Raw genomic sequence first — 25,283 nt, 5'->3', positions numbered from 1 at the left:
CAGAGAGTCGTCGGCAGGCGACCGGTCTGGGATGACCTTCGCCTCGGACGGAGGGGCGATCGGCCGTCCTGGGCGTTCCCACGCGATCGATTTTCTTGATTGCAACCCGGTTGTAGACAACTTCTGATGATGGTTTGATCTTCAGCCGGCGGCCTTGTCGCGCGCCACCGGATCGGCGCCCGCATAGCTCAGCCAGATGGCTTTGTCGCCGAGCCCGGCCACAAAGGCGGCGTGGGCCTCGGCTTCCGCCGCGCCGAGGCGGGAGGGCAGGGGGACGGGACGGATGCGGGCGGCGGACGCGGTGGCCACCAGGAGGCGTGGCGCCTCCGCCACCTCCTCCACCAGCCCGATGAGGCTCGCCTGGCGCCCCCCGAGCAGCTCGCCATAGACCTCGGCCAGGAGCTCGGCGTCCAGCAGCGCGCCGTGTTTCACCCGGCGCGAGGAATCGATCCCGTAGCGGTTCATCAGATCGTCGAGGCGATTGCCGCCGCCGGGATGCTTGCGGCGGGCGAGCGCAAGGGTGTCCACCACCCGGTCACGGGCGATCACCGGACGGCCGGCGCGCTCCAGCTCCGCGTTGAGAAAGCCGATGTCGAACGCCGCATTGTGGATGACCAGCGTATCGTCCTGGATGAACTCGATGAATTCATCCGCAACCTCGATGAACTTCCTCTTGTCGGATAGAAATTCCGTGGAGAGTCCGTGGACGGCGAAGGCTTCCGCGGGCATTGGCCGCTCGGGATTGATGTAGACGTGGAAGACGTTGCCGGTGAGGATGCGGTTCACCATCTCGACGCAGCCGATTTCCACCACCCGGTCGCCACCATGGGCCTCGAGGCCGGTGGTTTCCGTGTCGAGCACGATCTCACGCATCCTGGACGTCCCTCACTCCCGCGGGCCCGGACCCGCCAGCGCCCGCATCACGCCCGCCACCTGATTGCGCGCCGCCTCGAAGCCGCGGCCCGTGTCGATGACGAAATGGGCGCGGCGGCGCTTCTCGGCGTCGGGCATCTGCTTGGCGAGGATGGCCTCGAAACGAGCCGGCGTCATCCCTGGCCGGTCCAGAACCCGGGCGCGCTGCACAGCTAATGGCGCGCTCACGACCGCCACCGCGTCGACGCGGCCCATCGCCCCGGTCTCGAACAAAAGCGGGATGTCGAGCACCGCGAGCCGCGCTCCGGCCCGTCGGGCGGCATCGAGGAATTTAGTCTCCTCCGCCCGCACCAGCGGATGGACGATGGCCTCGAGCCGCTTCATGGCCTCACGGTCCTCGAGCACCCGCGCGGACAGCGCGGGACGGTCGATGACGCCGTCCTTGGCGACGCCGGGAAACGCGGCCTCCACCGGCGCCACCGCCGCGCCCGCATAAAGCTTGTGCACGGCGGCGTCGGCATCATGCACCGGCACGCCGAGCGCGCGGAACATCTTGGCGGTGGCGGACTTGCCCATGCCGATGGAGCCGGTGAGACCGAGGATCCACACGGCGCGTCAAGCCTCCAGCTGGCCCTTGGCGGCGAGGTCTTCGATGATGAAGGCGCGCAGCTCCTCCGTCACCGTCGGCCTGACCCCGAACCAGCGCTCGAAGCCCGGCACCCCCTGGTGCAGCAGCATGCCGAGCCCGTCCACGATGCGCAGGTCGCGCGCCACGGCGCGCTTCAGCAGCGGGGTGATGAGCGGCACATAGACCACGTCGCTCACCACCGCCTCCGCGCGCAGCGGCGCGAGGTCGATCGCCATCGGCTCGGCGCCCTTCATGCCGAGGCTGGTGGTGTTCACCAGGATGTCGGCTTCGGCAAGCGCGGCTGGCACGGCCTCCCAGCCCTTGGGATGGACCTTGGCAGGAAACGGTTTGGCCACCTCTTCCGCCCGCGCCAGTGTGCGGTTGACGAGGAGCACGCGGTCGAAGCCGCGCTCCACGAGGCCGCGCACCACCGCGCGCGAGGCCCCGCCCGCGCCGAGCACCAGAGCAAGACGCCGCTCGCCTTCCCAGCCCGGCACGGTGGCGTCGAGATTGGCGAGGAAGCCGTACCCGTCGGTGTTCGCGCCGCAGAGCCGGCCGTCCTCCAGCCACAGCGTGTTGGCGGCACCGAGCGCGACCGCGGAGGGATCCGCCTCGTCGAGCACCGAGAAGGCGATCTCCTTGTTGGGCGCCGTCACGTTGCAGCCGGCATAGCCGCGCGCCGCCAGCGAGCGGTAGAAATCGGCGGCGCTGTCGGGCGGCACCTCCTCGCGGCCGTAGAAGCCGTCGATGCCGTAGGCCTTCAGCCAGAAGCCGTGCAGCAGCGGCGAGCGCGAATAGCTGACCGGCTGGCCGGTGATGCAGACCCGTGTCGTCATCGCCCGACCCTCATGGCAGCAGCCCCTGCTGGCGGAAGAAGGCGAGCAGCTGGAGCAGCGGCAGCCCCAATATGGTGAAATGGTCGCCGTCCACCCGCGTGAACAGATGCACACCCACCGCCTCCAGCTGATAGGCGCCCACCGAGGTGAGCACCCGCTGGCCGGCGGCCGACAGATAGGTGTCGAGCATGTCGTCCGACAGCGCGCGCATGGTGAGGAACGCGCTCACCACCGCGTCGAACACCACGGTGCCGTCGAACGCGACCGCCACCGCCGAATGCAGCGCATGGGTATGGCCGGACAGGCGCTTCAGCTGGTCCCGCGCCGCCTCCACGGTGCGCGGCTTGTGGAAGATTTCCGGGCCGAGGGCCAAGGTCTGGTCGGCACCCACCACGATCCGTCCCGGCGCCGCTTTGGCCCCGCCGAGCGCCTTCGCCCGCGCCAGCAGGAGCGCCACCTTGGCCGGCTCGATGTCGCCGGCCTCCGCCTCCAGCGCGCGCTCGTCGACGTCGGCGACCACGGTCTCCACCGGCAGGCCCGCGTGAACCAGAAGGGTGAGCCGCGTCGCGCTCTTCGACGCCAGAATCAGCGGCTGCTCGCCGCGCCAGAGGGTCATGGGAAATCAGGTCTCCGCGATGGCGCGGCGGCGCCGCTCCGCAAGCAAGGCGACGATGGTGGCGGCGGTCTCCTCGATCGAGCGCCGGGTCACGTCAATAAGCGGCCAACCGTTGCGCGCGCACAACCGCCGCGAGAAATTGATCTCCTCCGACACGGCCTCGCGATCCGTATAGGAGGTGCTGCTGCCGGCCGCATTGAGGCCCAGCAGCCGATTCTGCCGGATCTCGACGATGCGCTCGGCGCTGGCGACGAGGCCCACCACCAGCGGGCTTTTCAACCCTTCGATGTTGTCGGGCAGCGGCACGTTGGGCACCAGGGGGATGTTGGCGGTCTTGATGCCGCGATTGGCGAGATAGATGGAGGTCGGCGTCTTCGAGGTGCGCGAGACGCCGAGCAGCACCACGTCGGCCTGCTCGAGATCCTCGGTCATGTGGCCGTCGTCGTGCATCACCGTGAAGTTCAGGGCGTCGATGCGCTTGAAATAGCTGGCGTCGAGCGAATGCTGGCCACCGATGCGCGGGGTCGGCTCGCCGCCGAGATAGGACTGGAACAGCTGCACCACCGGCGCCAGCACCGACATGTAGGGCACCCCGAGCTCGCGGCAGCGGCCCTTCAGGCGCTCGCGGATCTCCTTGTCCACCAGGGTGTAGAGCACGATGCCGGGATTGCTCTCGATCTCGGAGAGCACGCGCTCCAGCTGCTTCATGGAACGCACGAGCGGGTAGACATGTTCTATGGGCAGCACGTTGGCATATTGGGCGCAGGCGGCCCGGCCCACATTGATCAGGGTCTCGCCGGTGGCATCCGAGACCAGGTGCAGGTGGAAATAGCTCTCGCTGGGCGATTTCAGGGCGTTCACGCTTATCCACCGCTCCTGTGCAAGACTGTGGAGCAAGCCATGCCCCCTCGCGCCGGCGAAGGCAAGAGCGTGGACAGCGGGCACGACCGTCCACAATCCAACCCGCCGGCGTACCTAGGGACCACCCCCTGTGGGTGGATGTGGACGCCATCCGGCGGCGCGGCGTTAACCGTTCATTAACCAGTGTTTCGCCGGCTTCGCACACGCCCCAAGTGGGGGTGCGCCTCGATGTCATTCTGTGGATCGGTTGTCGACGGCGCTGCGAATGGTTAATCAACCCCTAAGACTCCAAAGACTCTCATTTAAATATAGACTCTCTTTATTGAAGGGATGGGGATGACCCTGCCGCGCGCCACGCAATCGCGCTTCCTGAAGGTGCTGGGCGGAGCGCCGCTCGATCCTCCCCCGCTCTGGATGATGCGCCAGGCGGGGCGCTATCTGCCGGAATATCGCCAGGTGCGCGCGGAGGCCGGTGGCTTCCTCAAGCTGTGCTACACCCCGAAATTCGCCGCCGAGGTGACGCTCCAGCCGATCCGGCGATTCGGCTTCGACGCCGCGATCATCTTTTCCGACATCCTGGTCATTCCCCATGCCCTCGGCGTCGAGCTCGCGTTCGAGGCGGGCGAAGGGCCGCGCCTTTCGCCGGTGGGCGATGCCGCAGGCGTGGCCGCGCTCGCGCCGTCGCTCGACCGCGCGAAGGTCGAGCCGGTCTATGACGCCATCTCGCTGGCGCGCGCGGCCCTGCCGCGCGAGACCGCCCTCATCGGCTTCTGCGGCGCGCCCTGGACGGTCGCCACCTACATGGTGGCGGGCCACGGCACCGACGACCAGGCGCCGGCCCGGCTGCTGGCGCTGCGCGATCCGATGCTGTTCCAGAGCCTCATCGACCGCCTGGTGGAGGCCTCGATCGCCCATTTGTGCGCGCAGATCGAGGCCGGGGCCGACGCGGTGCAGATTTTCGACACCTGGTCGGGGGTGCTCGACCCGGCCTCATTCGAGCGCTGGTGCGTCGCGCCCATGACGCGCATCGTCGAAGCGCTCGCCGCGCACCATCCGAGCGTGCCGGTGATCGCGTTTCCCAAGGGCGCCAGTCTCGAGGCGCTGGAGCGCATGGCCCAGGTCGGTGTCGCGGCCATCGGCCTCGACTGGACCGCGGACCGCCGCGCCGCCCGGGCCCGCCTCTCGGACCAGGTGACGCTCCAGGGCAATCTCGATCCGCTGCGGCTGATCGCCGGCGGCGCCGCGCTGGAGGAGGAGATCGGCCGCATCCGCAGTGATTTCCTGGGCGTGCGGCACATCTTCAATCTCGGGCACGGCATCCGTCCGGAAACCCCCGTGGAGCATGTGGAAAAGCTGGTGGCGGGCGTGCGCCGGGTCCTGTGATTTCAGGCCGCTCGCAGCCCCTGTGAATTGCGGGGATGGTGATGCTCTACGAATGGATGAAGGCGCTGCACATCCTGGCCGTCATCGCCTGGATGGCGGCGCTGCTCTATCTCCCGCGCCTGATGGTCTATCATTGCGCCGCGCCGGTGGGTTCGGCCCAGTCGGAGACTTTCAAGGTCATGGAGCGGCGCCTCCTGAAGGCGATCGCCAATCCGGCGATGGTGGTCGCCTGGCTCGCCGGCCTGTGGCTCGCCTGGGCCGGGGGCTGGTTCGTCGCCGGCTGGCTTCATGCCAAGCTTGCCCTGGTGATCGCGCTCTCCGCGGCGCACGGTTTCCAGAGCAGATGGGTGAAGGATTTCGCCCGCGACGCCAACGCCCATTCGCAGCGATTCTTCCGCATCGCCAACGAGGTGCCGACCGTGCTCATGATCGGCATCGTCATATTGGTGGTGGTCAAACCGTTTTGATGTGCCTGCGACGCAGGGAGGGCTTGCGCGCCGGCAAGCGCCCCCCTATCTTCGCGGTGCTTTCCTCAACGCAGGCAAACGCGCGTCCTCAAGGTTCGATCCCGTCATGGGGCCGGCTCGCGCGTCAGGCGAAAGATCCCTCCCGGCTCTCCCTGAAGACCTGCGGTCCCCCGTCCATCCAGACATACCGGCCGCGATCGAATCCCGATCAGGCCGGGAAATCCCAAAGACATATCGAGGCTTTCCCTTATGCGGGAAGTGAAACTTCAAGACCTCAAGTCCAAGACTCCGGTCGAACTGCTCGCCTTCGCTGAAGAGAACGAGGTCGAGAACGCCAGCACCTTGCGCAAGCAGGAGCTCATGTTCGCGATCCTCAAGCAGCTCGCCGCCACCGAGACCGAGATTATCGGCGAGGGCGTGGTGGAGGTGCTCCAGGACGGATTCGGCTTCCTGCGCTCGCCGGAGGCCAATTATCTGCCCGGGCCGGACGACATCTATGTCTCCCCCTCGCAGATTCGCCGCTTCGGATTGCGCACCGGCGACACGGTCGAGGGCCAGATCCGCTCTCCCAAGGAGGGCGAGCGCTATTTCGCGCTGCTCAAGGTCAACACCATCAATTTCGAAGACCCCGAGAAGACCAAGCACAAGATCAATTTCGACAATCTGACCCCGCTCTACCCTGACGAGCGCCTCAAGCTCGAGCACGAGGATGTGCCGGGCGCCAAGAAGGACTTCTCGCCGCGGATCATCGATATCGTGGCGCCCATCGGCAAGGGCCAGCGCGGCCTCATCGTCGCCCCGCCGCGCACCGGCAAGACGGTGCTCTTGCAGAATATCGCCAAGTCCATCACCGCCAACCATCCGGAGTGCTTCCTGATCGTGCTGCTCATCGACGAGCGGCCGGAGGAGGTCACCGACATGCAGCGCTCGGTGAAGGGCGAGGTGGTCTCCTCCACCTTCGACGAGCCGGCCACGCGCCACGTGCAGGTCGCCGAGATGGTGATCGAGAAGGCCAAGCGCCTGGTGGAGCATGGGCGCGACGTGGTGATCCTGCTGGATTCCATCACCCGCCTCGGGCGCGCCTACAATACCGTGGTGCCGTCCTCCGGAAAGGTGCTGACCGGCGGCGTGGACGCCAACGCCCTCCAGCGGCCCAAGCGCTTCTTCGGCGCCGCGCGCAACATCGAGGAAGGCGGCTCGCTGACCATCATCGCCACCGCGTTGATCGACACCGGCTCGCGCATGGACGAGGTGATCTTCGAGGAGTTCAAGGGTACCGGCAATTCGGAAATCATCCTCGACCGCAAGGTGTCCGACAAGCGCGTGTTCCCGGCCATCGACATCACGCGCTCCGGCACCCGTAAGGAGGAGCTGCTGGTCCCGGCCGACACGCTCAAGAAGATGTATGTGCTGCGCCGCATCCTGAACCCGATGGGCACCGTGGACGCCATCGAGTTCCTGCTCGACAAGCTGCGCCAGACCAAGACCAATGGCGACTTCTTCGATTCCATGAACACCTGAGCCGCGCCGCCGGCTCGTCGTCGGCGCCGCCGCCAGATTAGGCGACGGCGCCACCCCGCACCCTCGCCCTCCGGCCGGGCTTCCTCCCGGCGGGCTGGCGTGCGGGACCGCGCCATTGTGGGACAAAGCGGCAACCGGGCGCGGTCAGCGATTCGGCCCCGTTGTGTTCCCGCGGCGTTCGCGGCTGGCCACCGCGCGTGTCAATTGCGGACATGTGCGTAAGGCCACCCTTCCCGCAGGCCGGGCGAGCGCTTATCTTCGGGGGTGACGAGCGGCGCCAGCCGCATCACCGATGTCCCGAGGACGCTAGATGTTCATCCAGACCGAAGCGACGCCGAACCCGGCGACCCTGAAGTTCCTGCCCGGCCGCTCCGTGCTCGGCGAGGGCACGCTGGAGGTGCGCACCCCCGGCGATGCCGCCCGCTCGCCCCTCGCCCAGCGCCTGTTCGAGGTGGATGGCGTGTCCGGCGTGTTCCTGGGCTCCGACTTCGTCACCGTCACCAAGGGCAGGGGCGAGTGGCCGCAGATGAAGCCCGCAATCCTGGGCGCCATCATGGAGCACTTCCTCTCCGGCGCCCCGGTGGTCGCCGAGGGCACCGAGACCTCGCACGAGGACGGCGACGAATTCTTTGGCGAGACCGACGCGGAGATCGTGTCCACCATCAAGGAGTTGCTGGAGACCCGGGTGCGTCCGGCGGTGGCCAATGACGGCGGCGACATCACCTTCCGCGGCTTCAAGGACGGCGTCGTGTTCCTCAACATGAAGGGCTCGTGCTCCGGCTGCCCGTCCTCCACCGCGACGCTCAAGAACGGCATCGAGAACCTGCTGCGCCACTTCGTGCCCGAAGTGGTGGAGGTGCGCCCGGTCTGACCCGATAATCGCCGACGGCGTTAACCTTGAGAAAGGGTAAGCCTCGGCCAACCCCTTCCGTCGACGCCGTTTCCGGTCAATCGTGAGGGGTGACGAGGGGCGCCCCTTAATGTTTGTGCTCGCCATTGATACCGCGCTGGCTGCCTGTTCCGTGGCCGTGCTCGACGCCGACCGCGACAGCATCGTCGCCGGCGACAGCGTGCTCATGGAGCGCGGCCATGCGGAGGCGCTGATCCCCATGGTGGAGCGCGTCATGGCCTCCGCCGGGCTCGATTTCGAGAATATCGACCGCTTCGCCGTCACCGTCGGGCCGGGCAGTTTCACCGGGCTCAGGGTCGGCATCTCGGCTGCGCGCGGCTTCGGCCTGGCCTGCGACCGTCCGGTCGCGGGCGTCACCACCCTCGCCGCGCTCGCCGCCCCCTTCCTCGCCATGGACGACAGCCTGCCGGTGGTCGCCGCCATCGACGCCCGCCACGACAACGTGTTCCTGCAGATGTTCGGCGCCAGCGGCCGCACCCTCATCGCCCCGCGCGCCACCACCGTGCGCGACGCGGCGCGGGCGGTGGCCATCGGCCCGGCCCGCCTCGTCGGCTCGGGCGCCGGGCTCCTGGCCGAGGTCTGGCCCGCCAACGAGCGCCCGCCGATCGCCGTGGAGGTGGTGCCCGCGCCCGACATCGCCTGGGTGGCACGGCTCGGCGCGGTCGCCGACCCGGCGGTCGCCGAGCCGCGGCCCTTCTACCTGCGCCCGCCCGACGCCAAGCCGCAGGACCGAGCGCGCATCGCCCGCCGATGAAGAGCCTGCTCGAACGGCTGTTCCCGCCGCGCCCGCCGGCGGTGCGCGACGCGCTCGCCGCCGATGCCGGTCCGCTCGCCCACATCCAGGCCCGCGCATTCCGCCATGGCTGGGGCCGCGACGAGTTCGAGCGCCTGATCGCCGAACGCGCGGTGCGCGCCCATGTGGTGAGCGAGGGGCCGCGCGGGGCGCCGATGGGCTTCGTGCTCTCCCACGTGGTGGCGCCGGAGGCGGAGATCCTCTCGATCGCCGTGCGCACCGACCGGCGCGGGCGCGGCCTCGGTCTGGCGCTGCTGCGCCACCATCTGGCGCGCCTCGCGGCCGAGGGGGTGACCACCTCCTTCCTCGAGGTGGAGGAGGGCAACGCCGCCGCGCTCGCGCTTTACAGACGCCTCGGCTACATCCAGGTGGGCCGCCGGAAGGGCTATTATGCGGGCGGGGGCGCCGACGCCCTGCTTCTGCGCCGGGATTTCTGATGCCGGGCTCCGCTTGTCGCGCCCCTTGCGGCGCGCCCGAGGGAAAGCGATAAGGCGTCAGCCGCCGGCAGCGGGGAGGTGCCGCCCTTGAACGAGAAGATCAGCATCATCGAGGAGGCCTGCCTCGCCAAGGGCATGCGCATGACCGAGCAGCGCCGGGTGATCGCGCGCGTGCTCTCGGGCGCGCAAGACCATCCCGACGTCGAGGAGCTCTACCGGCGCGCCGCCGCCATCGATGACAAGATCTCCATCTCCACCGTCTACCGCACTGTGAAGATGCTGGAGGACGCGGGTATCATCGAGCGCCACGATTTCGGCGACGGCCGCGCCCGCTACGAGCAGATGCCGGACGAGCACCACGACCACCTCATCGACCTGCGCACCGGCCGCGTCATCGAGTTCCGCTCGGAGGACATCGAGCGCCTCCAGGAGGAGATGGCGCGCCGGCTCGGCTACAAGCTGGTGGGCCACCGTCTGGAGCTCTATGCGGTGCCCCTGGACGAGGAGTGAGCGCCCGCCCCTGGCGCCGCATCTCCCACCGAAGGCTTAGCGCCCCATGACCGACAGCGCCCCCGATCTGCCGCCGCCGGCCCGTCCGGCGAAGGGCTTCGGCGCGCTCGGCCCGGATTGCCCTTGGCTCGCGCGGGGGCTTGCCAACATCCGCGTCGGTCTGGTGCTGGCGGCGGTGCTGGCGGTGACCGCGGTCGGCCTTCCCATCCAGTGGGCGGCGCTGCGCCTGAGGCTGCCGCCGCGCCGCCGGATCCCGGCGCTCTACCACCGCATCCTGCTGCGCCTCATCGGCGTGCGGGTGCACCTCAACGGCGCGCCGGCGCCGGCGCGCCCGCTGCTGCTGCTGTCCAACCACGCTTCCTGGCTGGACATTCCGGTGATCGGCTCGGTGACGCCTTTGTTCTTCGTCGCCAAGAGCGAGGTGGCGGGCTGGCCGCTGGTGGGCCTGCTCGCAAAGTTCCAGCGCACCGTATTCGTGGACCGCCAGCGCCGGCACGCCACCGGCAGCGTCAATCGCGAGATCGCCGAGCGCCTGCACGAGGGCGACCCGGTGGTGCTGTTCGCCGAGGGCACGTCCAGCGACGGCAACCGGGTCCTGCCCTTCCGCTCGGCGCTGGTGGGCGCGGTGCGCGAGGCGGTGGCGGCCGCCGAGGCGGTGACCGTGCAGCCCATGGCGGTCGCCTATGTGCGCCTCCAGGGCCTGCCCATGGGGCGGCTGCACCGGCCGGCGGCGGCATGGTTCGGCGACATCGAGCTTGCCCCCCATCTCCTCGACGTGCTGCGCCACGGCGCCATCGACGTGGAGGTGAGCTTCGGCACGCCGCTCGTGCTCGATGGCGCCCACGACCGCAAGGAGGTGACGCGCGACGCCGAACAAGCGGTGCGGGCGCTCTGCGCCGCCAGTCTCCTGGGGCGCGGCGCGCGCCCCGCTCCGGCCGCGCCTTCGGCGGCCTTGCCTCCGGCGCCCCCCTCGGGCAAGACCGGGGCATGACGACCCTCGCCGCCCTCGGCTTCGGCTATTGCGCGCGCCATCTGGTGGCGCTCCACCCCGCCGCCTTTTCCGGCGTGGTCGGCACCGCCCGCACCGCCGAGAAGGCGCGCGCCATGCCGGCCGGCATCGCGGGCTTCGTGTTCGACGGCAAGAGCCTGTCGCCGGACCTTGCCGAGGCGCTGCGGCGCACCGACGTGCTGCTGGTCTCCGCGCCGCCCGACGATGGCGGCGACCCGGTGCTCCGGGCCGCCGGCGCTGCGCTGGAGGCCGGCGGGCTCTCCCAGGTGGTCTATCTCACCACGCTCGGGGTCTATGGCGATCACGGCGGCGCCTGGGTGGACGAGGCGACGCCGCCGCGCCCGCAGAGCGCGCGCCTTCTCAGGCGGCTCGAGGCCGAGGCGGCCTGGTTCGACTTCGGCGCCCGGCGCGGCATTCCGGTGGCGGTGCTGCGGCTCGCCGGCATCTACGGGCCGGGCCGCAATGCCTTGGCCCAGCTCGCCGCCGGCGAGGCGCGGGCGATCCTGAAGCCGGGTCAGGTGTTCAACCGCATCCATGTGGAGGACATCGCCAGCACGATCCTCGCCGTGGTCGCGCGCGGCTTCGGCGGCGTGCTCAACGTGACCGACGATGCGCCGGCCGCCTCCTGCGACCCCATCCTCCACGCCGCCGCGCTGCTCGGGCGTCCCGCGCCCGAGCTGGTGCCGTTCGCCGAGGCCGCCAAGACCATGAGCCCCATGGCGCTCAGCTTCTGGGACAACAACAAGCGGGTCTCGAACGCGCGGCTCAAAGGCGAACTCGGCGTGGTGCTGCAGCACCCCACTTACCGCGAGGGCCTCGCCGCCTTGCGCGCGGCCGGCGAAGGCGCGCGCGCGCTCTAGCGCCCCGGCAGATCAGGTCCGCACGAAGGTGAGGTAGGTGGGCGTGCGCCCGTCGCCGCGGGCCTTGGCCTCGTAGCGGGTGCCGCTCCAATGCACAAAGGGCTGCGTCCAGTCCCGCGCGGTCGATGCGGTCCAGCGGAAGGCGCCGTGGCGGCGCACCTCGGCCAGCGTCCAGCCCACATAATGGGGCACGTCGGAGGCGAAGCGGAATTCCGCTCCCGGCGCGAGCGCGCCGGCGATCAGGTCCAGGTTGTCCGGATTGACGAACCGTCGCTTCCAGTGCCGGCGCTTCGGCCAGGGGTCGGGGTAGAACAGGTCGACGCCCGCAAGGCACCCCCGGGGCAGGCGGGCCAGCACCAGCGCGGCGTCCAGATCGATGACGCGGATGTTGGCGAGGTCGGTCTTCTCGAGGTCCACCAGCATGCGGGCCATGCCGTTGACGAACGGCTCGACGCCGATGAAGCCGGCCTGCGGCCGCCGCGCGGCATGGGCGATGAGGTGCTCGCCGCCGCCGAAGCCGATCTCGAGCCGCAGCTCCGCCGGATCATGGGCAAACAGCGCCCGCGGATCCGCAGCCTCTTCGAGGGCGAAGCGGCGGCGCGGCAGCAGGCGGGCGATGGCGTCCTGCTGCTGGCCGCGCAGCGCCTTGCCCACGCGCCGGCCATAGAAGGCGCTGCGGGGCTCGCTGTCGGCGATCGTCGGGCGGTCGGTCACGGTCGGGTCGGAAGGCGGCATCTGGTGCGGCGCGGGCGCCGAGGACCCCAAAATAGCACATGGCCGGGCGCTGCCCGGCCATGGCGGGTTGGAACGCGGGACGATCAGGCGAGCGCGGTCTTCAGCGCGTCGGCGAGGTCGGTCTTCTCCCAGGAGAAGCCGCCGTCGGCGTCCGGCTCGCGGCCGAAATGGCCGTAGGCCGCGGTGCGGGCATAGATCGGCTTGGTGAGGCCGAGATGCTCGCGGATGCCGCGGGGACGCAGGTTCATGACCTCGCGCAGGGCCTTTTCCACCTTGTCCTCGTCCACCTGGCCGGTGCCGTGCAAGTCCACATAGACCGCGAGCGGGTCGGAGACGCCGATGGCGTAAGCCAGCTGGATGGTGGCGCGGTCCGCGAGGCCCGCCGCCACGACATTCTTGGCGAGGTAGCGGGCGGCATAGGCCGCCGAGCGGTCGACCTTGGTGGGGTCCTTGCCGGAGAAGGCGCCGCCGCCGTGGGGCGCCGCGCCGCCGTAGGTGTCGACGATGATCTTGCGGCCGGTCAGGCCGCAATCGCCGTCGGGCCCGCCGATCACGAACTTGCCGGTGGGGTTGACGTGCCAGAGCGTGCCCTCGGTGATCCAGCCCTCCGGCAGCGCCTTGCGGATGTAGGGCTCGACCAGCGCCTGCACGTCCTTGGAGGTCATGCTCTCGTCGAGATGTTGGGTGGAGAGCACGATCTGCGTCACGCCCACGGGCTTGCCGCCCACATATTGCACGGTGACCTGGCTCTTGGCGTCCGGGCCCAGCTGCTTGGCCTCGCCCGAATGGCGGGCGGCGGCGAGGTCCTTGAGGATCTTGTGGGCATAGAAGATCGGCGCCGGCATCAGCTCCGGGGTCTCGCGCACGGCGTAGCCGAACATGATGCCCTGGTCGCCCGCGCCCTCGTCCTTGTTGCCGGCGATGTCCACGCCCTGGGCGATGTCGGCGGACTGGCCGTGCAGCAGCACCTCCACGTCCGACTTCTCCCAGTGGAAGCCGTCCTGCTCGTAGCCGATGTCCTTCACCGCCTTGCGCGCGACCTCGATGATCGCGTCCTCGGTGATGGAGGAGGGGCCGCGGGTCTCGCCGGCGATCACCACGCGGTTGGTGGTGGCCAGCGTCTCGCAGGCGACGCGCACCTGGGCCGGGTCGATGCCTTCCTTCAGCGCGGTGCCGAAGAACAGGTCCACCACCTCGTCGGAAATGCGGTCGCAGACCTTGTCGGGGTGGCCTTCAGAAACCGATTCGCTGGTGAACAGGTAATTTTGGCGTGCCATGTCGTGACCCCAATTGCGCCCGCGCCGCGAGGCGATGCAGCCGTTTTCGCAGCGCGGGATTGGCCGGTCAAGATCAAGACGGAGGATTCGTTCGTCAAAACGAACGGATCAGGCTTCCTGCTCTCCGGCGATCGCGGTGACGAGGTCGACGATCTTGCGCCGCACCTTGGCGTCGGAGATGCGCATGAAGTTCCGCGTCAAAGACAGGCCGTCGGAGGTGGCAAGGAAATCCGCCACATAGGCCGGGGAGTGGGCCTCCGACACGCCGTCCACCTCGGGGCCGACCGATGGCGCACCTTCGAAGAAGAAGGCCACAGGAACGCCAAGCACGATGGAGATCTGCTGGAGGCGGCTCGCCCCGATGCGGTTCGTGCCCTTCTCGTATTTCTGGATCTGCTGGAAGGTGATGCCGAGGTTTTCCCCCAGCTTCTCCTGGCTCATCTGGACCATCATGCGGCGCATGCGAACCCGCGCGCCAACATGCTTGTCAATAGGGTTCGGCGCCTTCTTGGCCATGGTCTCCCCGGCTATGTCGGAAAAGAGAATACGCACTACTTCGCATCGCGAAGGCTGCCCTGATTGGGGGCGAACATAGGCATACAACGTGCGAGCGTCGATCAACTTCTGCGTGCAAACCGGTTGACCCCTGGAATTAGAGCGAGGACAAATCCACAAAAAAGGAGACAAATCAGGAGTGTCCCGGGGGCGATCGAGGCCAGGGGAACCGTTTTCAACGGCTGAGGCAGCCACCCGTCCACCAGAGCTTCCTCGCCCAAGCGAGAACCTGCGACGATACGTCCCAGTGGATCGACGATGGCGGAGATCCCGGTGTTGGCCGCGCGCACCAGAGGCAGCCCCTCCTCCACCGCGCGCAGACGTGCCTGAGCAAAGTGCTGGTAAGGCCCCGGCGTGTTCCCGAACCACCCGTCATTGGTCACGTTCAGCAGAAGACCGGGCCGCGGACCTTCTGGAATCACCTTTCCTGGAAAGATAATTTCATAACAAACCAGCGGTGACGCGGGCGGCAGGCCGGGCACGGCGAGAGCCTCAAACACGGAACCGGAAGAGAAGCCGCCCCGCACACGCGTAAGTTGCTCGAAGCCGATCTCCTCCAGTGCGGACTGGAACGGCAGATACTCCCCAAAGGGGACGAGGTGTACCTTGTCGGCGCTGGCCAATACCTGGCCCTGATGGTCGATCACCCGGATGGCATTGAAGAACGGCGAGACCTGGCCCTTGGGCGGGGTGTCGTAGCGCACCGCGCCGGTGACGAGCGTGACATTGGGCGGCAGCGCGGCGGCGATCGCCTCGGCCGCCCAGGGCTCGCGCTCATAGATGAAGGGGAAGGCGGATTCCGGCCAGACCAGAACGGTTACGTCCTCGAGCCCGCGCGGATAGACATCCGAGGGCCGCCCGCTCAAGGCGAGATAATGCGCGAGGATGTCCCGGCTGCGCCCGTAGGCGAACTTCTCGTCCTGGGCGAGGTTCGGCTGCATGATGCGCAGCCGCACGCCCGCCACCGCTTCCGCGGGATGCGCGGCAAGGCGCTGATCGCCCCACAAGGCGGCGGCGATCAGCGTCATCGCCGCCCCGGCCACGAGGGCGCAAGCGAGGGGCCGCGGCCGCAGCAGCAGGACCGGCGCCGCGAACAGCAGCAGTGCGAAGAAGGTGAGGCCATAGACCCCCACCAGCGCCGCGCTCTGCATCAGCGCCGGGTCCTGCGCCACGGCATAACCGAAGGTGTTCCAGGGAAAGCCGGTGAGCACGTGGCCGCGCAGCCACTCGCTGGCGGTGAAGCCGACCGCGAGCGCGAAGATGCGGGCCGGGCCGCGGCTCCACAGCAGCTGCGCCAGCACGGCGCCGAGCGCGGTGAAGAGCGCGAGCCCCGCCGGCATGGCGACCACGGCGAATGGCAGCAGCCAGCCGAACACGCTCGCTTCCACCAGAAAGGCGGCGCCGATCCACCAGAGCGAGGCGAGGAAATAGCCGAAGCCGAACCACCAGCCCACCGCCGCAGCCGCCCGCACCCGCGCCGCGCGGCGGCCCGCGTCGCGCGCGCCGTCGAGCAGAAGAACCAGTACCGGAAGGCTCACGGCCAGCGCCGGCCAGGCGCCGAGCGGCGGCATGGCGAGCGCCGCGAACGCGCCCGCAAGGAGGGCGATGGCAAGCCGCATCCGCCCGTCGGCGTGGCGCACGGCGCGCCGCGCGCCCACGAGCTTGGCCAATGTCGGCCCGGCATGGCGGGCGAAGAAGGCGCCCGTCCTGGCGGGCACCGGTGATGCGTCGGCCCCGGTCACGCCGGATCGGGAAGGGCGCCCTGCTCGCCGGCGCCGGCGCGCGGGGGAATGATGCGCAGCTTCTTCACCCGGCGCGGGTCGGCCTCCAGCACCTGCACCTCGAAGCCGCCCGGCAGCGCCAGCACCTCGCCCTCGACCGGGACGCGGGAGGCGATCATCACCAGCAGGCCGCCCAGGCTGTCGACCTCCTCGAGCGCCTCCTGCGAAGCGAAGTCGGGGCCGAGCACCTCCACGGCGGCTTCGAGCGGGGTGCGCGCATCGGCGAGGAAGCTGCCGTCGTCCTGGCGGGTGAGCAAAGTCTCGGGCGCCTCGTCGTGTTCGTCCTCGATCTCGCCGACGATCTCCTCCACCACGTCCTCGATGGAGACCAGCCCGTCGGTGCCGCCATATTCGTCGATCACCAGAGCGAGGTGGGTGCGCGCGGCCTGCATCGACACCAGAAGATCCACCGCCGGCATGGACGGCGGCACGTAGAGCAGGCGCCGCACCAGGCCGGCATCTTCCAGGCTGCGGTCGAAATCCATCGCGCCGAGGTCGAGCTTGCTGTCCGCCTCGTTCATGGCGCCGGCGGCCAGCACCGCCAGCAGGTCGCGGATATGGACCATGCCCACCGGGTCGTCGAGGGTGTCGTCATAGACCACCAAGCGGGAGTGGCCGGCGCTCACGAACACCTTCAGCAGCTCGCCCAGGCTGATGTCCTTGCGCACGGCGATGATCGCGGCGCGGGGGACCATGATGTCGCCGATGCCCACGTCCTTCAAATGCAGGATGTTGCGCAGCATCTTGCGCTCGGACGGGGTGAATTCGCTCTCCTCCTCGGCCGCCCCGAGCACCTCCTGAAGATCGGTTCGCAGCGAGGCGTGCGGGCGAAACGTGCCGAGGAGGGCACGCAATCGATCGAGAAAACTCTGGGGCTCCGCGGAGCCGGCCTCGGTCGCGTGGTCAGTGTTCGACATGGGTCCTTCTTCGCCTTCGAACGTCAGCCGTCCTGCGGCAGGCGGTAGGGATCGTCGATCCCGAGGCCCGCGAGGATGCGGCGTTCCAGCGCCTCCATTTCCTCTGCTTGGTCATCGTCGATGTGGTCATGGCCGAGCAAATGCAGCGTGCCGTGCACCACCAGATGGGCGAGATGATGCGCCGGCGCCTTGCCCTCCGCCGCGGCCTCCGCCGCGAGCGTCTCCAGCGCGACGATCACGTCGCCGAGCGGCTGCGGCGCGTCCACGCCTTCCGGCAGCGCCGCCTGGGGGAAGGAGAGCACGTTGGTCGCCTTGTCCAGGCCGCGCCATTCCCGGTTCAGGACCCGGATCTCGGCATCGTCCGTCAGCGTCACGGCGAGCTCGCAGGCCGGCGGGACCGCGTCCGCGCAGGCCGCCAGCGCCGCCAGCGCCGCGCGGCGGGCCACGCCTTCGGCGTCCGGCAGAGCGGACCAGCCGTCGGCCGCGACCAGCACGTCGATGGCGACGGCGCTCCCCTCGCGCGGCGCGGGCAAGGCGCACATGGGCGTCAGGACCCGGACTTGCCGAGGCGCGCCGAGGCCGCCTCGATCTTCTGCGCGTCCAGCTTCTCGTAGGCGGCGACAATGCGCTGCACGAGCTCGTGGCGCACCACGTCTTCGGCCTTGAAGTGGCACACGCCCACCCCCTCGACGCCGTCGAGCAGGCGCACCGCCTCCGCGAGGCCCGACACCTGCCCGCCGGGCAGATCGGTCTGGCTCGGGTCGCCGGTGATGATCATGTGCGAGTTCTCGCCGAGGCGGGTCAGAAACATCTTCATCTGCATGGAGGTGGCGTTCTGCGCCTCGTCCAGGATGATGGCCGCGTTCGACAAGGTGCGCCCGCGCATGAAAGCCAGCGGGGCGATCTCGATCTCGCCCGACTGCAGCGCCCGCTCCACGAAGGCGCGGTCCATGAGGTCGTACAGCGCGTCGTAGATCGGCCGCAGATAGGGGTCCACCTTGTCCTTCATGTCGCCGGGCAGGAAGCCGAGCCGCTCGCCCGCCTCCACCGCCGGGCGCGAGAGGATGAGCCGGTCGACCATGCGCCGCTCCAGCAGGTGCACCGCATAGGCCACCGCGATCCAGGTCTTGCCGGTGCCCGCCGGGCCGGCGCCGAACACCAGGGTATGGCGCTTCAGGGCGCGGATATAGGCGTCCTGGGCGGCGGTGCGGGCGCGCACCGGGCGGCGGCGCAGGTGGATCTCGTCGAAGGACTGGCGCTGGGAGGCCGGATCGAAGTCGAACAGCGAGCCCTGGGACACCGCTTCGCGGATGGCGCCGTCGACGTCGCCCTGGGAGATGTCGCGGCCCTTTTTCAGCGCCTCGTAGAGGTGCTCGAGAACGGCCCGGGCCTGCTCGCAGGCCTCGCGCTCGCCTTCCAAGGTGACGTGGTTGCCGCGCGAATCCGCCTTCACGCCGAGCTTGCGCTCGACCAGAGCGAGGTTCCGCCCGTAATGGCCGAACAGCTGGCTGGCCAGGCGGTTGTCGTCGAAGGCGAGGACCACGTGGGTCGCCGCCTCCTCCTCGGGGCTGGCCCAAGGCGCGGTGACGGCCGCGCGGGCGGGGCCGGAGGCGGGCGGACGGTCTTGGTCGCTGCCGGATCTGCGCAAGCTCAGGCCTCCATGGCCGCGAGGGGCCGGGACGGGGCGGAAAAGTCTTGTCCTGCAACGTCTTCCGCCTGGCCGGCGAGGCTGTTGGGGCCGACGTCGCAAATCGTCACTTTGAGCAGCTCGCCGATGGCGGCGGGGGGAGTGGTGACCACCACGCTCTGAAGATAGGGCGAGCGGCCGATCAATTGGCCGACCTGGCGCCCCTGCTTTTCCAGCAGGATGTCGAAGGTCCGGCCGCGGCAGGCCTCATCGAACGCGGCCTTGGACCCCTCCAGCAGCTTCTGCAGCTCGAAAAGGCGTTCCGCCATAACGGTTTGCGGAACCTGCCCGTCGAGCGTCGCGGCCGGGGTTCCGGGGCGGGGGCTGTATTTGAAGGAGTAGGCGCCGGCGAAGCCCACCTGCCGGACGAGGTCGAGCGTGGCCGCGAAATCGGCCTCGCTCTCGCCCGGGAAGCCGACGATGAAGTCCGACGACAGCGCCAGATCGCGCCGCATGGTGCGCATCTTCGCCACCAGTTCCAGGTATTCTTCCCGCGTATGTCCGCGGTTCATGGCGCGCAAGATGCGATCCGAGCCCGATTGCACCGGCAGATGCAGGTACGGCATGAGCTGGGGCAAATCGCGATGGGCGGCGATCAGGTCCTCCCCCATGTCGCGCGGGTGGGAAGTGGTATAGCGCAACCGCGCGAGGCCGTCGATGCGGGCGAGGGCCTCCATCAGCCGGGCAAGGCTCCAGGTCCGCCCGTCCGGACCCTCCCCATGGTAGGCGTTCACGTTCTGGCCGATGAGGGTGAGCTCGCGCACCCCCTGCTCCACCAGGCGCTCCGCCTCGGCGAGGATCTTCGCGGCCGGGCGGGAGACCTCGGCGCCGCGGGTGTAGGGCACGACGCAGAAGGTGCAGAACTTGTCGCACCCTTCCTGCACCGTGAGGAAGGCGGCGGGGCCGCGGGCGCGGGTGGCGGCGCGGGTGGGGGCGGGCAGGTGGTCGAACTTGTCTTCCAGCGGAAACTCGGTGTCCACCACCCGCGCGCCCTTGCCGGCGGCGCGCAGCAGCTCGGGCAGGCGATGGTAGCTCTGGGGGCCGACCACGAGGTCCACCACCGGGGCGCGGCGCATGATCTCGGCGCCCTCGGCCTGGGCGACGCAGCCGGCGACCGCGACCAGGGTGTCGGAGCCCGCCTCCTGCTTGGCCTTCCTGAGGCGGCCGAGCTCGGAATAGACCTTCTCGGCGGCCTTCTCGCGGATATGGCAGGTGTTGAGGATGACGAGGTCGGCGTCGGCCGGGTCCTGCGTCTCGGTGTAGCCCTCGCGCGCCAGGGTGTCCGCCATACGCTGGGAATCGTAGACGTTCATCTGGCAACCGAAGGACTTCACATAGAGCTTGCGGGGCTGCTGCATCGTGCCGTGTCTGCCGTGGTCATTCTCGCGCCTGGGCGCGACGCAATCATGACGCCGGCTCCCGTCGCTCCCCCTCGTGGTTCAGGAGGGATCAGTCTTAATGGCAAACGGGGGGTTTGGGAATGGCGGGGGTTGGGGGCGGTTCATTTCGGCCCCTTTGTGCGTCCGCTTGAATCTCTGCAAGATCGCACCTTGCCTGCTTGTCTAAGAATCCAGAGGAAAGCTCGCACCTAGAGGTTTTGGCAACTTGTCGTAGAGTCGACCATAGGTTACCGCTGAAGTCGAGCGAGCAGCGCGATTCGCAGGTAATGCGTAGGTCGCAACGGTGGATACCCCATCAGAGCTTGTTGCGTGCTCATGCTGGACTGAAGCGCCAAGGGTCGCTGTCGAACGACCTGCGCAGGCGGACCGTGTCAATCCTGGAAACGCTTAATGCTCTACAGTCCCGACAAAATCTCCTCCGAAAATATCTGCGCGCCGCAGAAGGAAATAGACCGCGTCAGTAGCGATATTGGGGAGGCGCGGTTTCTGGTTGGGGATGTCCTCGATCGACTACAGGCCATCGATCCGGCCAGCTGCGCCCTGGTGATCTCATCGCCGCCGTACAATATAGGTAAATCTTACGAACAAGCGGATGAACGCAGCTACGACGAATACTGGGCCTGGCAGAGGCAGGTCGTCGAGTCAATGTTACCCATCCTTACGGAAGACGCCTCTGTCTGCTGGCAGGTCGGCACTTACGTAGCCAACGGAGAGGTATTCCCGCTCGATGGGCCGTTTATTGATATTTTCCGAAGCTTAGGATTTCGTCTGCGTAATCGCATTATTTGGCGCTATAATTTTGGTTATAACGCCGATAAACGATTTTCCGGCCGTTATGAAACGGTACTGTGGTTCAGCAAAACTGACTCCTATACATTCAATCTCGATCCAGTCCGTATCCCTCAGCTTTACCCCGGCAAGCGCCACAGCGCGTCGAAAGGGCAAAAGGCGGGAAAGCCGAGTGGCAATCCATTGGGTAAGAATCCTTCGGACTACTGGGAATTCTCCGCCGTCGAAGACTTTCAAAACAATCCCGTTTGGGACGTCCCCAACGTCAAAGCGAACCACCCAGAGCACACGGAACATCCTTGCCAGTTTCCGGTAGAACTCGCCGAACGCTGCGTGCTTGCGCTCAGTAAGTCGGGGGAGACAGTGTTGGATCCTTTCGTTGGAACCGGCGCCACCGCGATCGCCGCAGTGAAACATGGTCGAAAGGCCGTTGGCATCGATCGCCATGCGCCCTATCTCGCAATCGCGGCGGAGCGCATCGCCCAATACGCTAAGGGCGAACTGCCGCTAAGACCGCTTGGCAAACCGGTTCGCCGTCCGCGTTCCACGGAGCGGGTGGCTCAAGTTCCCGTTGAATGGCGACGGGACGAACCCCGGCCGACTTCGGCAGGAGGGGGAGATGGCGAAAGCTAAGGTTGCGAAACCCAGGAAGAAGACGCTGACCCCTGAGGAGCGCGCCAAGCGCAACCTTCAGCGGCGGCATCGTCGCGATATCCGCGAAGTCTTCTCAGCTGTGGGCTTCCAGCGTGTTGAGGGCGCATCCGACAGGGAGTTCACTTACGATGGAGTGACGTCAGATTTCGACGATGTTTTCATTATGGAGAACGTCGTTGTCTTCGCTGAGTACACAATCGCGAGCGACATTTCCGAGCATGCAAAAAAGAAATATTTAATGTACGACCGTATTCGGAAAGATGACGCAAAGTTTATCGGGTTTGCGCGAGGCGCGCCGCTTAATATCACTACAATCTTGGGCTCTAAATTTAGTGACAACCAAGTTCGAGTGGTGCTGCTTTATTGTTCTTTGAACAACGTGCAATCCGCACTGAAATCACAGATTCAACACGCACTTTTTATGGATTACGCTGTAGTCCGCTATTTTAAATTATTGACAAAAACGGTTCGCAAGTCTGCCCAGCACGAACTTCTGGCCTTCCTTGGCGTCGAATATAAGAACTTTTCCGACAGGGCACTCAACGCCAATGCTTCAGCTCGTGAACACTTCAATGGCTCGGTTCTGCCCGAAAATCACTCCAAATTCCCGAAGGGTTACAAGGTTGTTTCTTTTTATATGCAACCATCGGCGCTATTGTCGCGGGCTTATGTCCTTCGTCGGGATGGTTGGAGAGATCGGGGTGGCCTGTATCAGCGAATGATCCTGCGGACAAAATTGGACTCAATTCGAAAATATCTAGTCGATCAACAACGAGTTTTTGTAAACAATATAATTGTTACGCTCCCATCTGGTACAAAAATCGTCGACGCTAAACAAAATACAATAGATACAACAAGTATACACACGACCTGCCCAGCGGTCATATCAATTCCAAATGAATTCAACTCGGTCGGAGTCATTGACGGGCAGCATCGAATATTTTCTTACTACGAAGGTGGGGCAAATGAGAACGTGATAGGTGTCTTGCGGTCACAGCAAAACCTATTGGTCACTGGAATTATATATCCAGATCACGTCGACGACGCGGAAAAAGCCCGGTTTGAGGCGGGATTATTTCTGGAAATCAACTCTACACAATCGAATGCAAAATCTGAACTCAAGCAGGCAATCAACCAACTAATCCGACCCTTCCTCGCCGATTCCATTGCTCGTGACGTGCTGGACAGGCTCAACGATGGTCAGGGTGCACTTTCGGGCAAATTTTCTCAGAATTTCTTCGACGCCAGCGGCCTGCGCACCACCTCAGTCGTCAGCTATGGGCTTCGGCCCTTAGTAAGGCCTAGCGTGCCCGGTCCACTCTTCGCGCGATGGGTGGATCCAGACAAAGATACCTTCATTAACTCTGAAAACGATGCGGCAAGGAGGCGCTACATTGATTACTGCGCCAGCCAGATTGGGCTGTTTTTCGCCGCCGCGAAATCGCGCCTGCCGGCCAACCGGTGGACCACCTCCCGGACAGTCCAGAACCGGCTTCTTACTCCCACAGTTGTTAATGGGTTGATTGGAGCTATGAGGCAAGCACTGGACGCTGGAATACAAATACAATTTGATAATTTACATAATCGATTTGCGAAACTAGATACTTTTGCATTCGAAAAGTACCGCTCTAGCCAGTATACAAAAATGTCGACTGAACTATTCCATGAATTTCTTGTTTAAAACAATACCTTATTTGTTGATTATTTTCAGCAGGAGGTATCTTAAATTCGATGCAAATTTTATCATCCCCCTCACAGCCGCCCCAACGCCCACCCCGCCGCCTCCCGCACCACCTCCGCCTCATCTCCCAGCCGCGCCTCCACCAGCGGCCTAAACCCCACATCCCCCGAGTTCCCGATGGCGATCAGCACGTTGCGCACAAACCGATCGCGCCCCACGCGCTTGATCGCGCTTTTCGGAAACCGCGCCCGAAACCCCGCGTCGTCCAGGCTCACCAGCTCGGCGAGGTCCGGCGCGTCGTTCTCGGCGCGGGCGGCGAGCTTGGCCTCGCGCCCCGCCACGGCGAACTTGTTCCAGGGGCAGGCGGCGAGGCAATCGTCGCAGCCATAGATGCGGTTGCCCATCAAGGGGCGCAGCGCCAAAGGGATCGGCCCCTTGTGCTCGATGGTGAGGTAGGAGATGCAGCGCCGCGCGTCGATCACGTAAGGCGCCGGGAACGCCGCCGTCGGGCAGGCGTCGAGACAGGCGCGGCACGAACCGCAATGATCGCGCTCGCTTTGCGTGGGGGCAAGGGGCAGCGTGGTGGCGATGGCGCCGAGGAACAGCCAGGAGCCGAGCTCGCGCGAGACGAGGTTCGTGTGCTTGCCCTGCCAGCCGAGGCCGGCGGCCGCCGCCAGCGGCTTCTCCATGAGCGGGGCGGTGTCCACGAACACCTTCACGTCGGCCTCAAGGCCGCGCGCCCGCGCTTCGGCCAGGAGCGCGCGGGCGATGCGCTTCAGGCGCGGCTTGATGACCTCGTGATAATCCTCCGCCCGCGCATAGACCGAGATCGCCCCCGCCGTGCGCCGCGCCAGCACGTCGCGCGGGTCCTCGGCCGGGCCGTAATTCATCCCGAGCATGAGGAGGGCGCGGACGTCCGGCCACATGCGGCGCGGATCGGCGCGGCGCTCCAGCGTGTCGGCCATCCAGTCCATGTGGCCGTGCGCGCCTTCGCCCACCCAGGCCTTCAAATGCGCGCCGGCGGCCTCAGCCGCGTCCGGGGCGGCGATGCCGAAGGCATCGAAGCCCTCGGCCTCAGCCAGCCGGCGGGCGACCTCCTCCAGGGGGGCCGCCGCCGCCTCGGGACGGCTCAGAAGTCCAGATCCGCGTAGGTCTTGGACGGCGGCATGCCGGGGATGCTCTCCGCCAGGAGCTGGCGGAAGGTGGGGCGCGACTTCACCCGCGCATACCAGTCCCGTGCGTTCTCGTCCTCGTCCCACGGCACGTCGCCCAGATAGTCCGCCACCGAGAAATGCGCGGCGGCGGCAAGGTCGGCCTGGCTGATGCGCTCGCCGGCGAGCCAGTTGCGCGCCTTCGACAGCCAGCCGACATAGCGCAGATGATAGCGCAGATTGGTCCGCGCCATGCGCAGCGCGGTCGCGTCCGGCGGCCCGCCGCCCTGCTCGCGGCTCATGTAGCGCTTGTAGATGCGCTCGCGCACCAGGGGCTCGGTGCATTCCACGAACATCTTCTCGTGGAACCAGGAGGTCAGCCGGCGCACCTCCACCCGGCCCAAAGGGTCCTCGGGCAGAAGCCGCCGGTCGGCGAGCGCGAGGCCCCGCGTCTCGTCGAGATATTCGGCGATGATGGCGGCGCCCGGCACCGAGGGCGCCTGCGCCTCGACGATCACCGGCGTGTCGCCGGCCGGGTTCAGCGCCAGGAGGCCCGGGCGGCGCTCCCACACCCGCTCTTCCACCAGCTCCGGCTCGAGCCCGTATTCGGCGAGCAGCAAGCGGACGAAGCGCGAATGGGGGCAGAAGGGATGATGGTGCAGCTGCATGGGGGAAGGCGGCCTCAGGAAGCGGGGTCGGCGGACCGGCGGCAGAAAACCTTAGCGGGCGAATCTTTCCGTTTGGTTCCGGCGGCCCGCGGCGCGGCGCGGCGCCCTGCCGGCCGCCGCCCCGGCCGATTCCCGGCAACCTGCCACAGCGGCGGCGCAAGAATGTGGCCCGGGCGCCACAGCCGGCCACAAAGCAAGCCTGACGCTGGGTCGCCCGCCGCCGCGCCTTCGGCCCGCGCATTGCGCCGGCCAAAGCGAGCGGCGAGGATGCGCCGCCCGCGCCC

26 protein-coding genes are annotated in these 25,283 nt (G+C 67.3%); 11 read left to right on the top strand and 15 right to left on the bottom strand.

Annotation, left to right across the window (positions count from 1 at the left end):
* Window positions 1-141: 141 nt before the first annotated feature.
* From dnaQ to ABLE88_RS14625, 5 genes are read right to left on the bottom strand one after another with little or no spacing between them, the layout of a single operon-like run.
* Window positions 142-873 carry a DNA polymerase III subunit epsilon gene (gene dnaQ, locus ABLE88_RS14645; RefSeq protein ID WP_348832423.1) on the bottom strand — a complete coding sequence of 244 codons (732 nt, stop codon included), beginning with the start codon at window positions 871-873 and terminating at the stop codon, window positions 142-144.
* Between the two features lie 12 nt (window positions 874-885).
* Entirely contained in the window at window positions 886-1,482 is a 597-nt protein-coding gene (gene coaE / locus ABLE88_RS14640; protein WP_348832422.1) for a dephospho-CoA kinase, read from the bottom strand.
* Window positions 1,483-1,488: 6 nt separating this feature from the next.
* Window positions 1,489-2,337: a shikimate dehydrogenase gene (locus tag ABLE88_RS14635; protein WP_348832421.1), complete on the bottom strand. Its 849-nt coding sequence runs from the start codon at window positions 2,335-2,337 to the stop codon at window positions 1,489-1,491.
* A 10-nt stretch (window positions 2,338-2,347) separates the two neighbouring features.
* On the bottom strand, window positions 2,348-2,953 hold the full coding sequence (locus ABLE88_RS14630; protein WP_348832420.1) for a Maf family protein: 606 nt from the start codon (window positions 2,951-2,953) through the stop codon (window positions 2,348-2,350).
* Between the two features lie 6 nt (window positions 2,954-2,959).
* Window positions 2,960-3,805 (bottom strand): pyruvate, water dikinase regulatory protein, encoded by an 846-nt coding sequence (locus tag ABLE88_RS14625; protein WP_348832568.1) that lies wholly within the window; start codon window positions 3,803-3,805, stop codon window positions 2,960-2,962.
* A 351-nt stretch (window positions 3,806-4,156) separates the two neighbouring features.
* Between ABLE88_RS14625 and hemE the strand changes: the two genes are divergently transcribed.
* From hemE to ABLE88_RS14580, 9 genes are all read left to right on the top strand, one after another.
* Window positions 4,157-5,197, top strand: a complete 1,041-nt coding sequence (gene hemE / locus ABLE88_RS14620) for a uroporphyrinogen decarboxylase (RefSeq protein WP_510182906.1) — start codon at window positions 4,157-4,159, stop codon at window positions 5,195-5,197.
* A gap of 41 nt (window positions 5,198-5,238) precedes the next feature.
* The gene (hemJ, locus tag ABLE88_RS14615) at window positions 5,239-5,664 is read left to right on the top strand and encodes a protoporphyrinogen oxidase HemJ (RefSeq protein WP_348832418.1); all 426 of its coding nucleotides are present in this window, start codon (window positions 5,239-5,241) and stop codon (window positions 5,662-5,664) included.
* A 249-nt stretch (window positions 5,665-5,913) separates the two neighbouring features.
* Window positions 5,914-7,185: a transcription termination factor Rho gene (rho, locus tag ABLE88_RS14610; RefSeq protein WP_348832417.1), complete on the top strand. Its 1,272-nt coding sequence runs from the start codon at window positions 5,914-5,916 to the stop codon at window positions 7,183-7,185.
* A gap of 310 nt (window positions 7,186-7,495) precedes the next feature.
* Window positions 7,496-8,056, top strand: a complete 561-nt coding sequence (locus ABLE88_RS14605) for a NifU family protein (protein ID WP_348832416.1) — start codon at window positions 7,496-7,498, stop codon at window positions 8,054-8,056.
* A gap of 109 nt (window positions 8,057-8,165) precedes the next feature.
* Window positions 8,166-8,849, top strand: a complete 684-nt coding sequence (gene tsaB, locus ABLE88_RS14600; RefSeq protein WP_348832415.1) for a tRNA (adenosine(37)-N6)-threonylcarbamoyltransferase complex dimerization subunit type 1 TsaB — start codon at window positions 8,166-8,168, stop codon at window positions 8,847-8,849.
* Window positions 8,846-9,325 (top strand): ribosomal protein S18-alanine N-acetyltransferase, encoded by a 480-nt coding sequence (gene rimI / locus ABLE88_RS14595; protein ID WP_348832414.1) that lies wholly within the window; start codon window positions 8,846-8,848, stop codon window positions 9,323-9,325. The genes tsaB and rimI overlap by 4 nt, the downstream gene beginning before the upstream one ends.
* 135 nt (window positions 9,326-9,460) lie before the next feature.
* On the top strand, window positions 9,461-9,835 hold the full coding sequence (locus ABLE88_RS14590; RefSeq protein WP_348832567.1) for a Fur family transcriptional regulator: 375 nt from the start codon (window positions 9,461-9,463) through the stop codon (window positions 9,833-9,835).
* A gap of 148 nt (window positions 9,836-9,983) precedes the next feature.
* Window positions 9,984-10,826 (top strand): lyso-ornithine lipid O-acyltransferase, encoded by an 843-nt coding sequence (gene olsA, locus ABLE88_RS14585; protein WP_510182905.1) that lies wholly within the window; start codon window positions 9,984-9,986, stop codon window positions 10,824-10,826.
* Window positions 10,823-11,704 (top strand): NAD-dependent epimerase/dehydratase family protein, encoded by an 882-nt coding sequence (locus tag ABLE88_RS14580; protein ID WP_348832412.1) that lies wholly within the window; start codon window positions 10,823-10,825, stop codon window positions 11,702-11,704. Before olsA ends, ABLE88_RS14580 begins: the two co-directional genes overlap by 4 nt.
* Before the next feature lie 12 nt (window positions 11,705-11,716).
* On the opposite strand, the gene trmB is transcribed toward ABLE88_RS14580, so the two are convergent.
* The 8 genes from trmB to miaB form a co-directional block, all read right to left on the bottom strand.
* A complete protein-coding gene (trmB, locus tag ABLE88_RS14575; RefSeq protein WP_348832411.1) occupies window positions 11,717-12,418 on the bottom strand; it encodes a tRNA (guanine(46)-N(7))-methyltransferase TrmB in 702 nt (233 codons plus the stop codon).
* Window positions 12,419-12,522: 104 nt separating this feature from the next.
* Window positions 12,523-13,716 (bottom strand): methionine adenosyltransferase, encoded by a 1,194-nt coding sequence (gene metK / locus ABLE88_RS14570; protein ID WP_348832410.1) that lies wholly within the window; start codon window positions 13,714-13,716, stop codon window positions 12,523-12,525.
* 108 nt (window positions 13,717-13,824) lie between these two features.
* Window positions 13,825-14,232, bottom strand: a complete 408-nt coding sequence (locus ABLE88_RS14565; RefSeq protein ID WP_348832409.1) for a helix-turn-helix domain-containing protein — start codon at window positions 14,230-14,232, stop codon at window positions 13,825-13,827.
* A gap of 101 nt (window positions 14,233-14,333) precedes the next feature.
* Window positions 14,334-15,989, bottom strand: a complete 1,656-nt coding sequence (gene lnt, locus ABLE88_RS14560; RefSeq protein WP_348832408.1) for an apolipoprotein N-acyltransferase — start codon at window positions 15,987-15,989, stop codon at window positions 14,334-14,336.
* Between the two features lie 20 nt (window positions 15,990-16,009).
* The gene (locus ABLE88_RS14555) at window positions 16,010-16,969 is read right to left on the bottom strand and encodes a hemolysin family protein (RefSeq protein ID WP_348832407.1); all 960 of its coding nucleotides are present in this window, start codon (window positions 16,967-16,969) and stop codon (window positions 16,010-16,012) included.
* 23 nt (window positions 16,970-16,992) lie between these two features.
* Window positions 16,993-17,511, bottom strand: coding sequence for an rRNA maturation RNase YbeY (ybeY, locus tag ABLE88_RS14550; protein WP_348832406.1), 519 nt, complete (start codon window positions 17,509-17,511; stop codon window positions 16,993-16,995).
* Window positions 17,512-17,516: 5 nt separating this feature from the next.
* Window positions 17,517-18,512 (bottom strand): PhoH family protein, encoded by a 996-nt coding sequence (locus tag ABLE88_RS14545; protein ID WP_348832566.1) that lies wholly within the window; start codon window positions 18,510-18,512, stop codon window positions 17,517-17,519.
* A gap of 107 nt (window positions 18,513-18,619) precedes the next feature.
* Window positions 18,620-20,014 (bottom strand): tRNA (N6-isopentenyl adenosine(37)-C2)-methylthiotransferase MiaB, encoded by a 1,395-nt coding sequence (gene miaB / locus ABLE88_RS14540; RefSeq protein ID WP_348832405.1) that lies wholly within the window; start codon window positions 20,012-20,014, stop codon window positions 18,620-18,622.
* A 432-nt stretch (window positions 20,015-20,446) separates the two neighbouring features.
* Between miaB and ABLE88_RS14535 the strand changes: the two genes are divergently transcribed.
* Both ABLE88_RS14535 and ABLE88_RS14530 read left to right on the top strand, forming a co-directional pair.
* Window positions 20,447-21,478: a DNA-methyltransferase gene (locus ABLE88_RS14535; protein WP_348832404.1), complete on the top strand. Its 1,032-nt coding sequence runs from the start codon at window positions 20,447-20,449 to the stop codon at window positions 21,476-21,478.
* Complete coding sequence (locus ABLE88_RS14530; protein ID WP_348832403.1) at window positions 21,465-23,180, top strand: ParB N-terminal domain-containing protein; 1,716 nt, start codon at window positions 21,465-21,467, stop codon at window positions 23,178-23,180. Before ABLE88_RS14535 ends, ABLE88_RS14530 begins: the two co-directional genes overlap by 14 nt.
* A 71-nt stretch (window positions 23,181-23,251) precedes the next feature.
* Here ABLE88_RS14530 and queG read toward each other — a convergent pair whose 3' ends face one another.
* Window positions 23,252-24,313, bottom strand: a complete 1,062-nt coding sequence (queG, locus tag ABLE88_RS14525) for a tRNA epoxyqueuosine(34) reductase QueG (protein WP_348832565.1) — start codon at window positions 24,311-24,313, stop codon at window positions 23,252-23,254.
* Window positions 24,310-24,999: a glutathione S-transferase family protein gene (locus ABLE88_RS14520; RefSeq protein WP_348832402.1), complete on the bottom strand. Its 690-nt coding sequence runs from the start codon at window positions 24,997-24,999 to the stop codon at window positions 24,310-24,312. The genes queG and ABLE88_RS14520 overlap by 4 nt, the downstream gene beginning before the upstream one ends.
* Window positions 25,000-25,283 lie beyond the last annotated feature (284 nt).

Origin of the sequence: Xanthobacter luteus, assembly GCF_040049235.1 — a bacterium.
Taxonomy (GTDB): domain Bacteria; phylum Pseudomonadota; class Alphaproteobacteria; order Rhizobiales; family Xanthobacteraceae; genus Xanthobacter.
Note: the sequence above shows the minus strand (reverse complement) of the source record. Positions and strands in the feature narration are given on the sequence as shown.

Coding starts and splice junctions, on each gene's coding strand:
- dnaQ (WP_348832423.1), bottom strand. CDS start 873: ATGCGTGAGATCGTGCTCGACACGGAAACCACCGGCCTCGAGGCCCAT.
- ABLE88_RS14635 (WP_348832421.1), bottom strand. CDS start 2,337: ATGACGACACGGGTCTGCATCACCGGCCAGCCGGTCAGCTATTCGCGC.
- ABLE88_RS14630 (WP_348832420.1), bottom strand. CDS start 2,953: ATGACCCTCTGGCGCGGCGAGCAGCCGCTGATTCTGGCGTCGAAGAGC.
- hemJ (WP_348832418.1), top strand. CDS start 5,239: ATGCTCTACGAATGGATGAAGGCGCTGCACATCCTGGCCGTCATCGCC.
- rho (WP_348832417.1), top strand. CDS start 5,914: ATGCGGGAAGTGAAACTTCAAGACCTCAAGTCCAAGACTCCGGTCGAA.
- ABLE88_RS14605 (WP_348832416.1), top strand. CDS start 7,496: ATGTTCATCCAGACCGAAGCGACGCCGAACCCGGCGACCCTGAAGTTC.
- tsaB (WP_348832415.1), top strand. CDS start 8,166: ATGTTTGTGCTCGCCATTGATACCGCGCTGGCTGCCTGTTCCGTGGCC.
- rimI (WP_348832414.1), top strand. CDS start 8,846: ATGAAGAGCCTGCTCGAACGGCTGTTCCCGCCGCGCCCGCCGGCGGTG.
- ABLE88_RS14590 (WP_348832567.1), top strand. CDS start 9,461: ATGCGCATGACCGAGCAGCGCCGGGTGATCGCGCGCGTGCTCTCGGGC.
- ABLE88_RS14580 (WP_348832412.1), top strand. CDS start 10,823: ATGACGACCCTCGCCGCCCTCGGCTTCGGCTATTGCGCGCGCCATCTG.
- metK (WP_348832410.1), bottom strand. CDS start 13,716: ATGGCACGCCAAAATTACCTGTTCACCAGCGAATCGGTTTCTGAAGGC.
- ABLE88_RS14565 (WP_348832409.1), bottom strand. CDS start 14,232: ATGGCCAAGAAGGCGCCGAACCCTATTGACAAGCATGTTGGCGCGCGG.
- ABLE88_RS14555 (WP_348832407.1), bottom strand. CDS start 16,969: ATGTCGAACACTGACCACGCGACCGAGGCCGGCTCCGCGGAGCCCCAG.
- ybeY (WP_348832406.1), bottom strand. CDS start 17,511: ATGTGCGCCTTGCCCGCGCCGCGCGAGGGGAGCGCCGTCGCCATCGAC.
- miaB (WP_348832405.1), bottom strand. CDS start 20,014: ATGCAGCAGCCCCGCAAGCTCTATGTGAAGTCCTTCGGTTGCCAGATG.
- ABLE88_RS14535 (WP_348832404.1), top strand. CDS start 20,447: ATGCTCTACAGTCCCGACAAAATCTCCTCCGAAAATATCTGCGCGCCG.
- ABLE88_RS14530 (WP_348832403.1), top strand. CDS start 21,465: ATGGCGAAAGCTAAGGTTGCGAAACCCAGGAAGAAGACGCTGACCCCT.
- ABLE88_RS14520 (WP_348832402.1), bottom strand. CDS start 24,999: ATGCAGCTGCACCATCATCCCTTCTGCCCCCATTCGCGCTTCGTCCGC.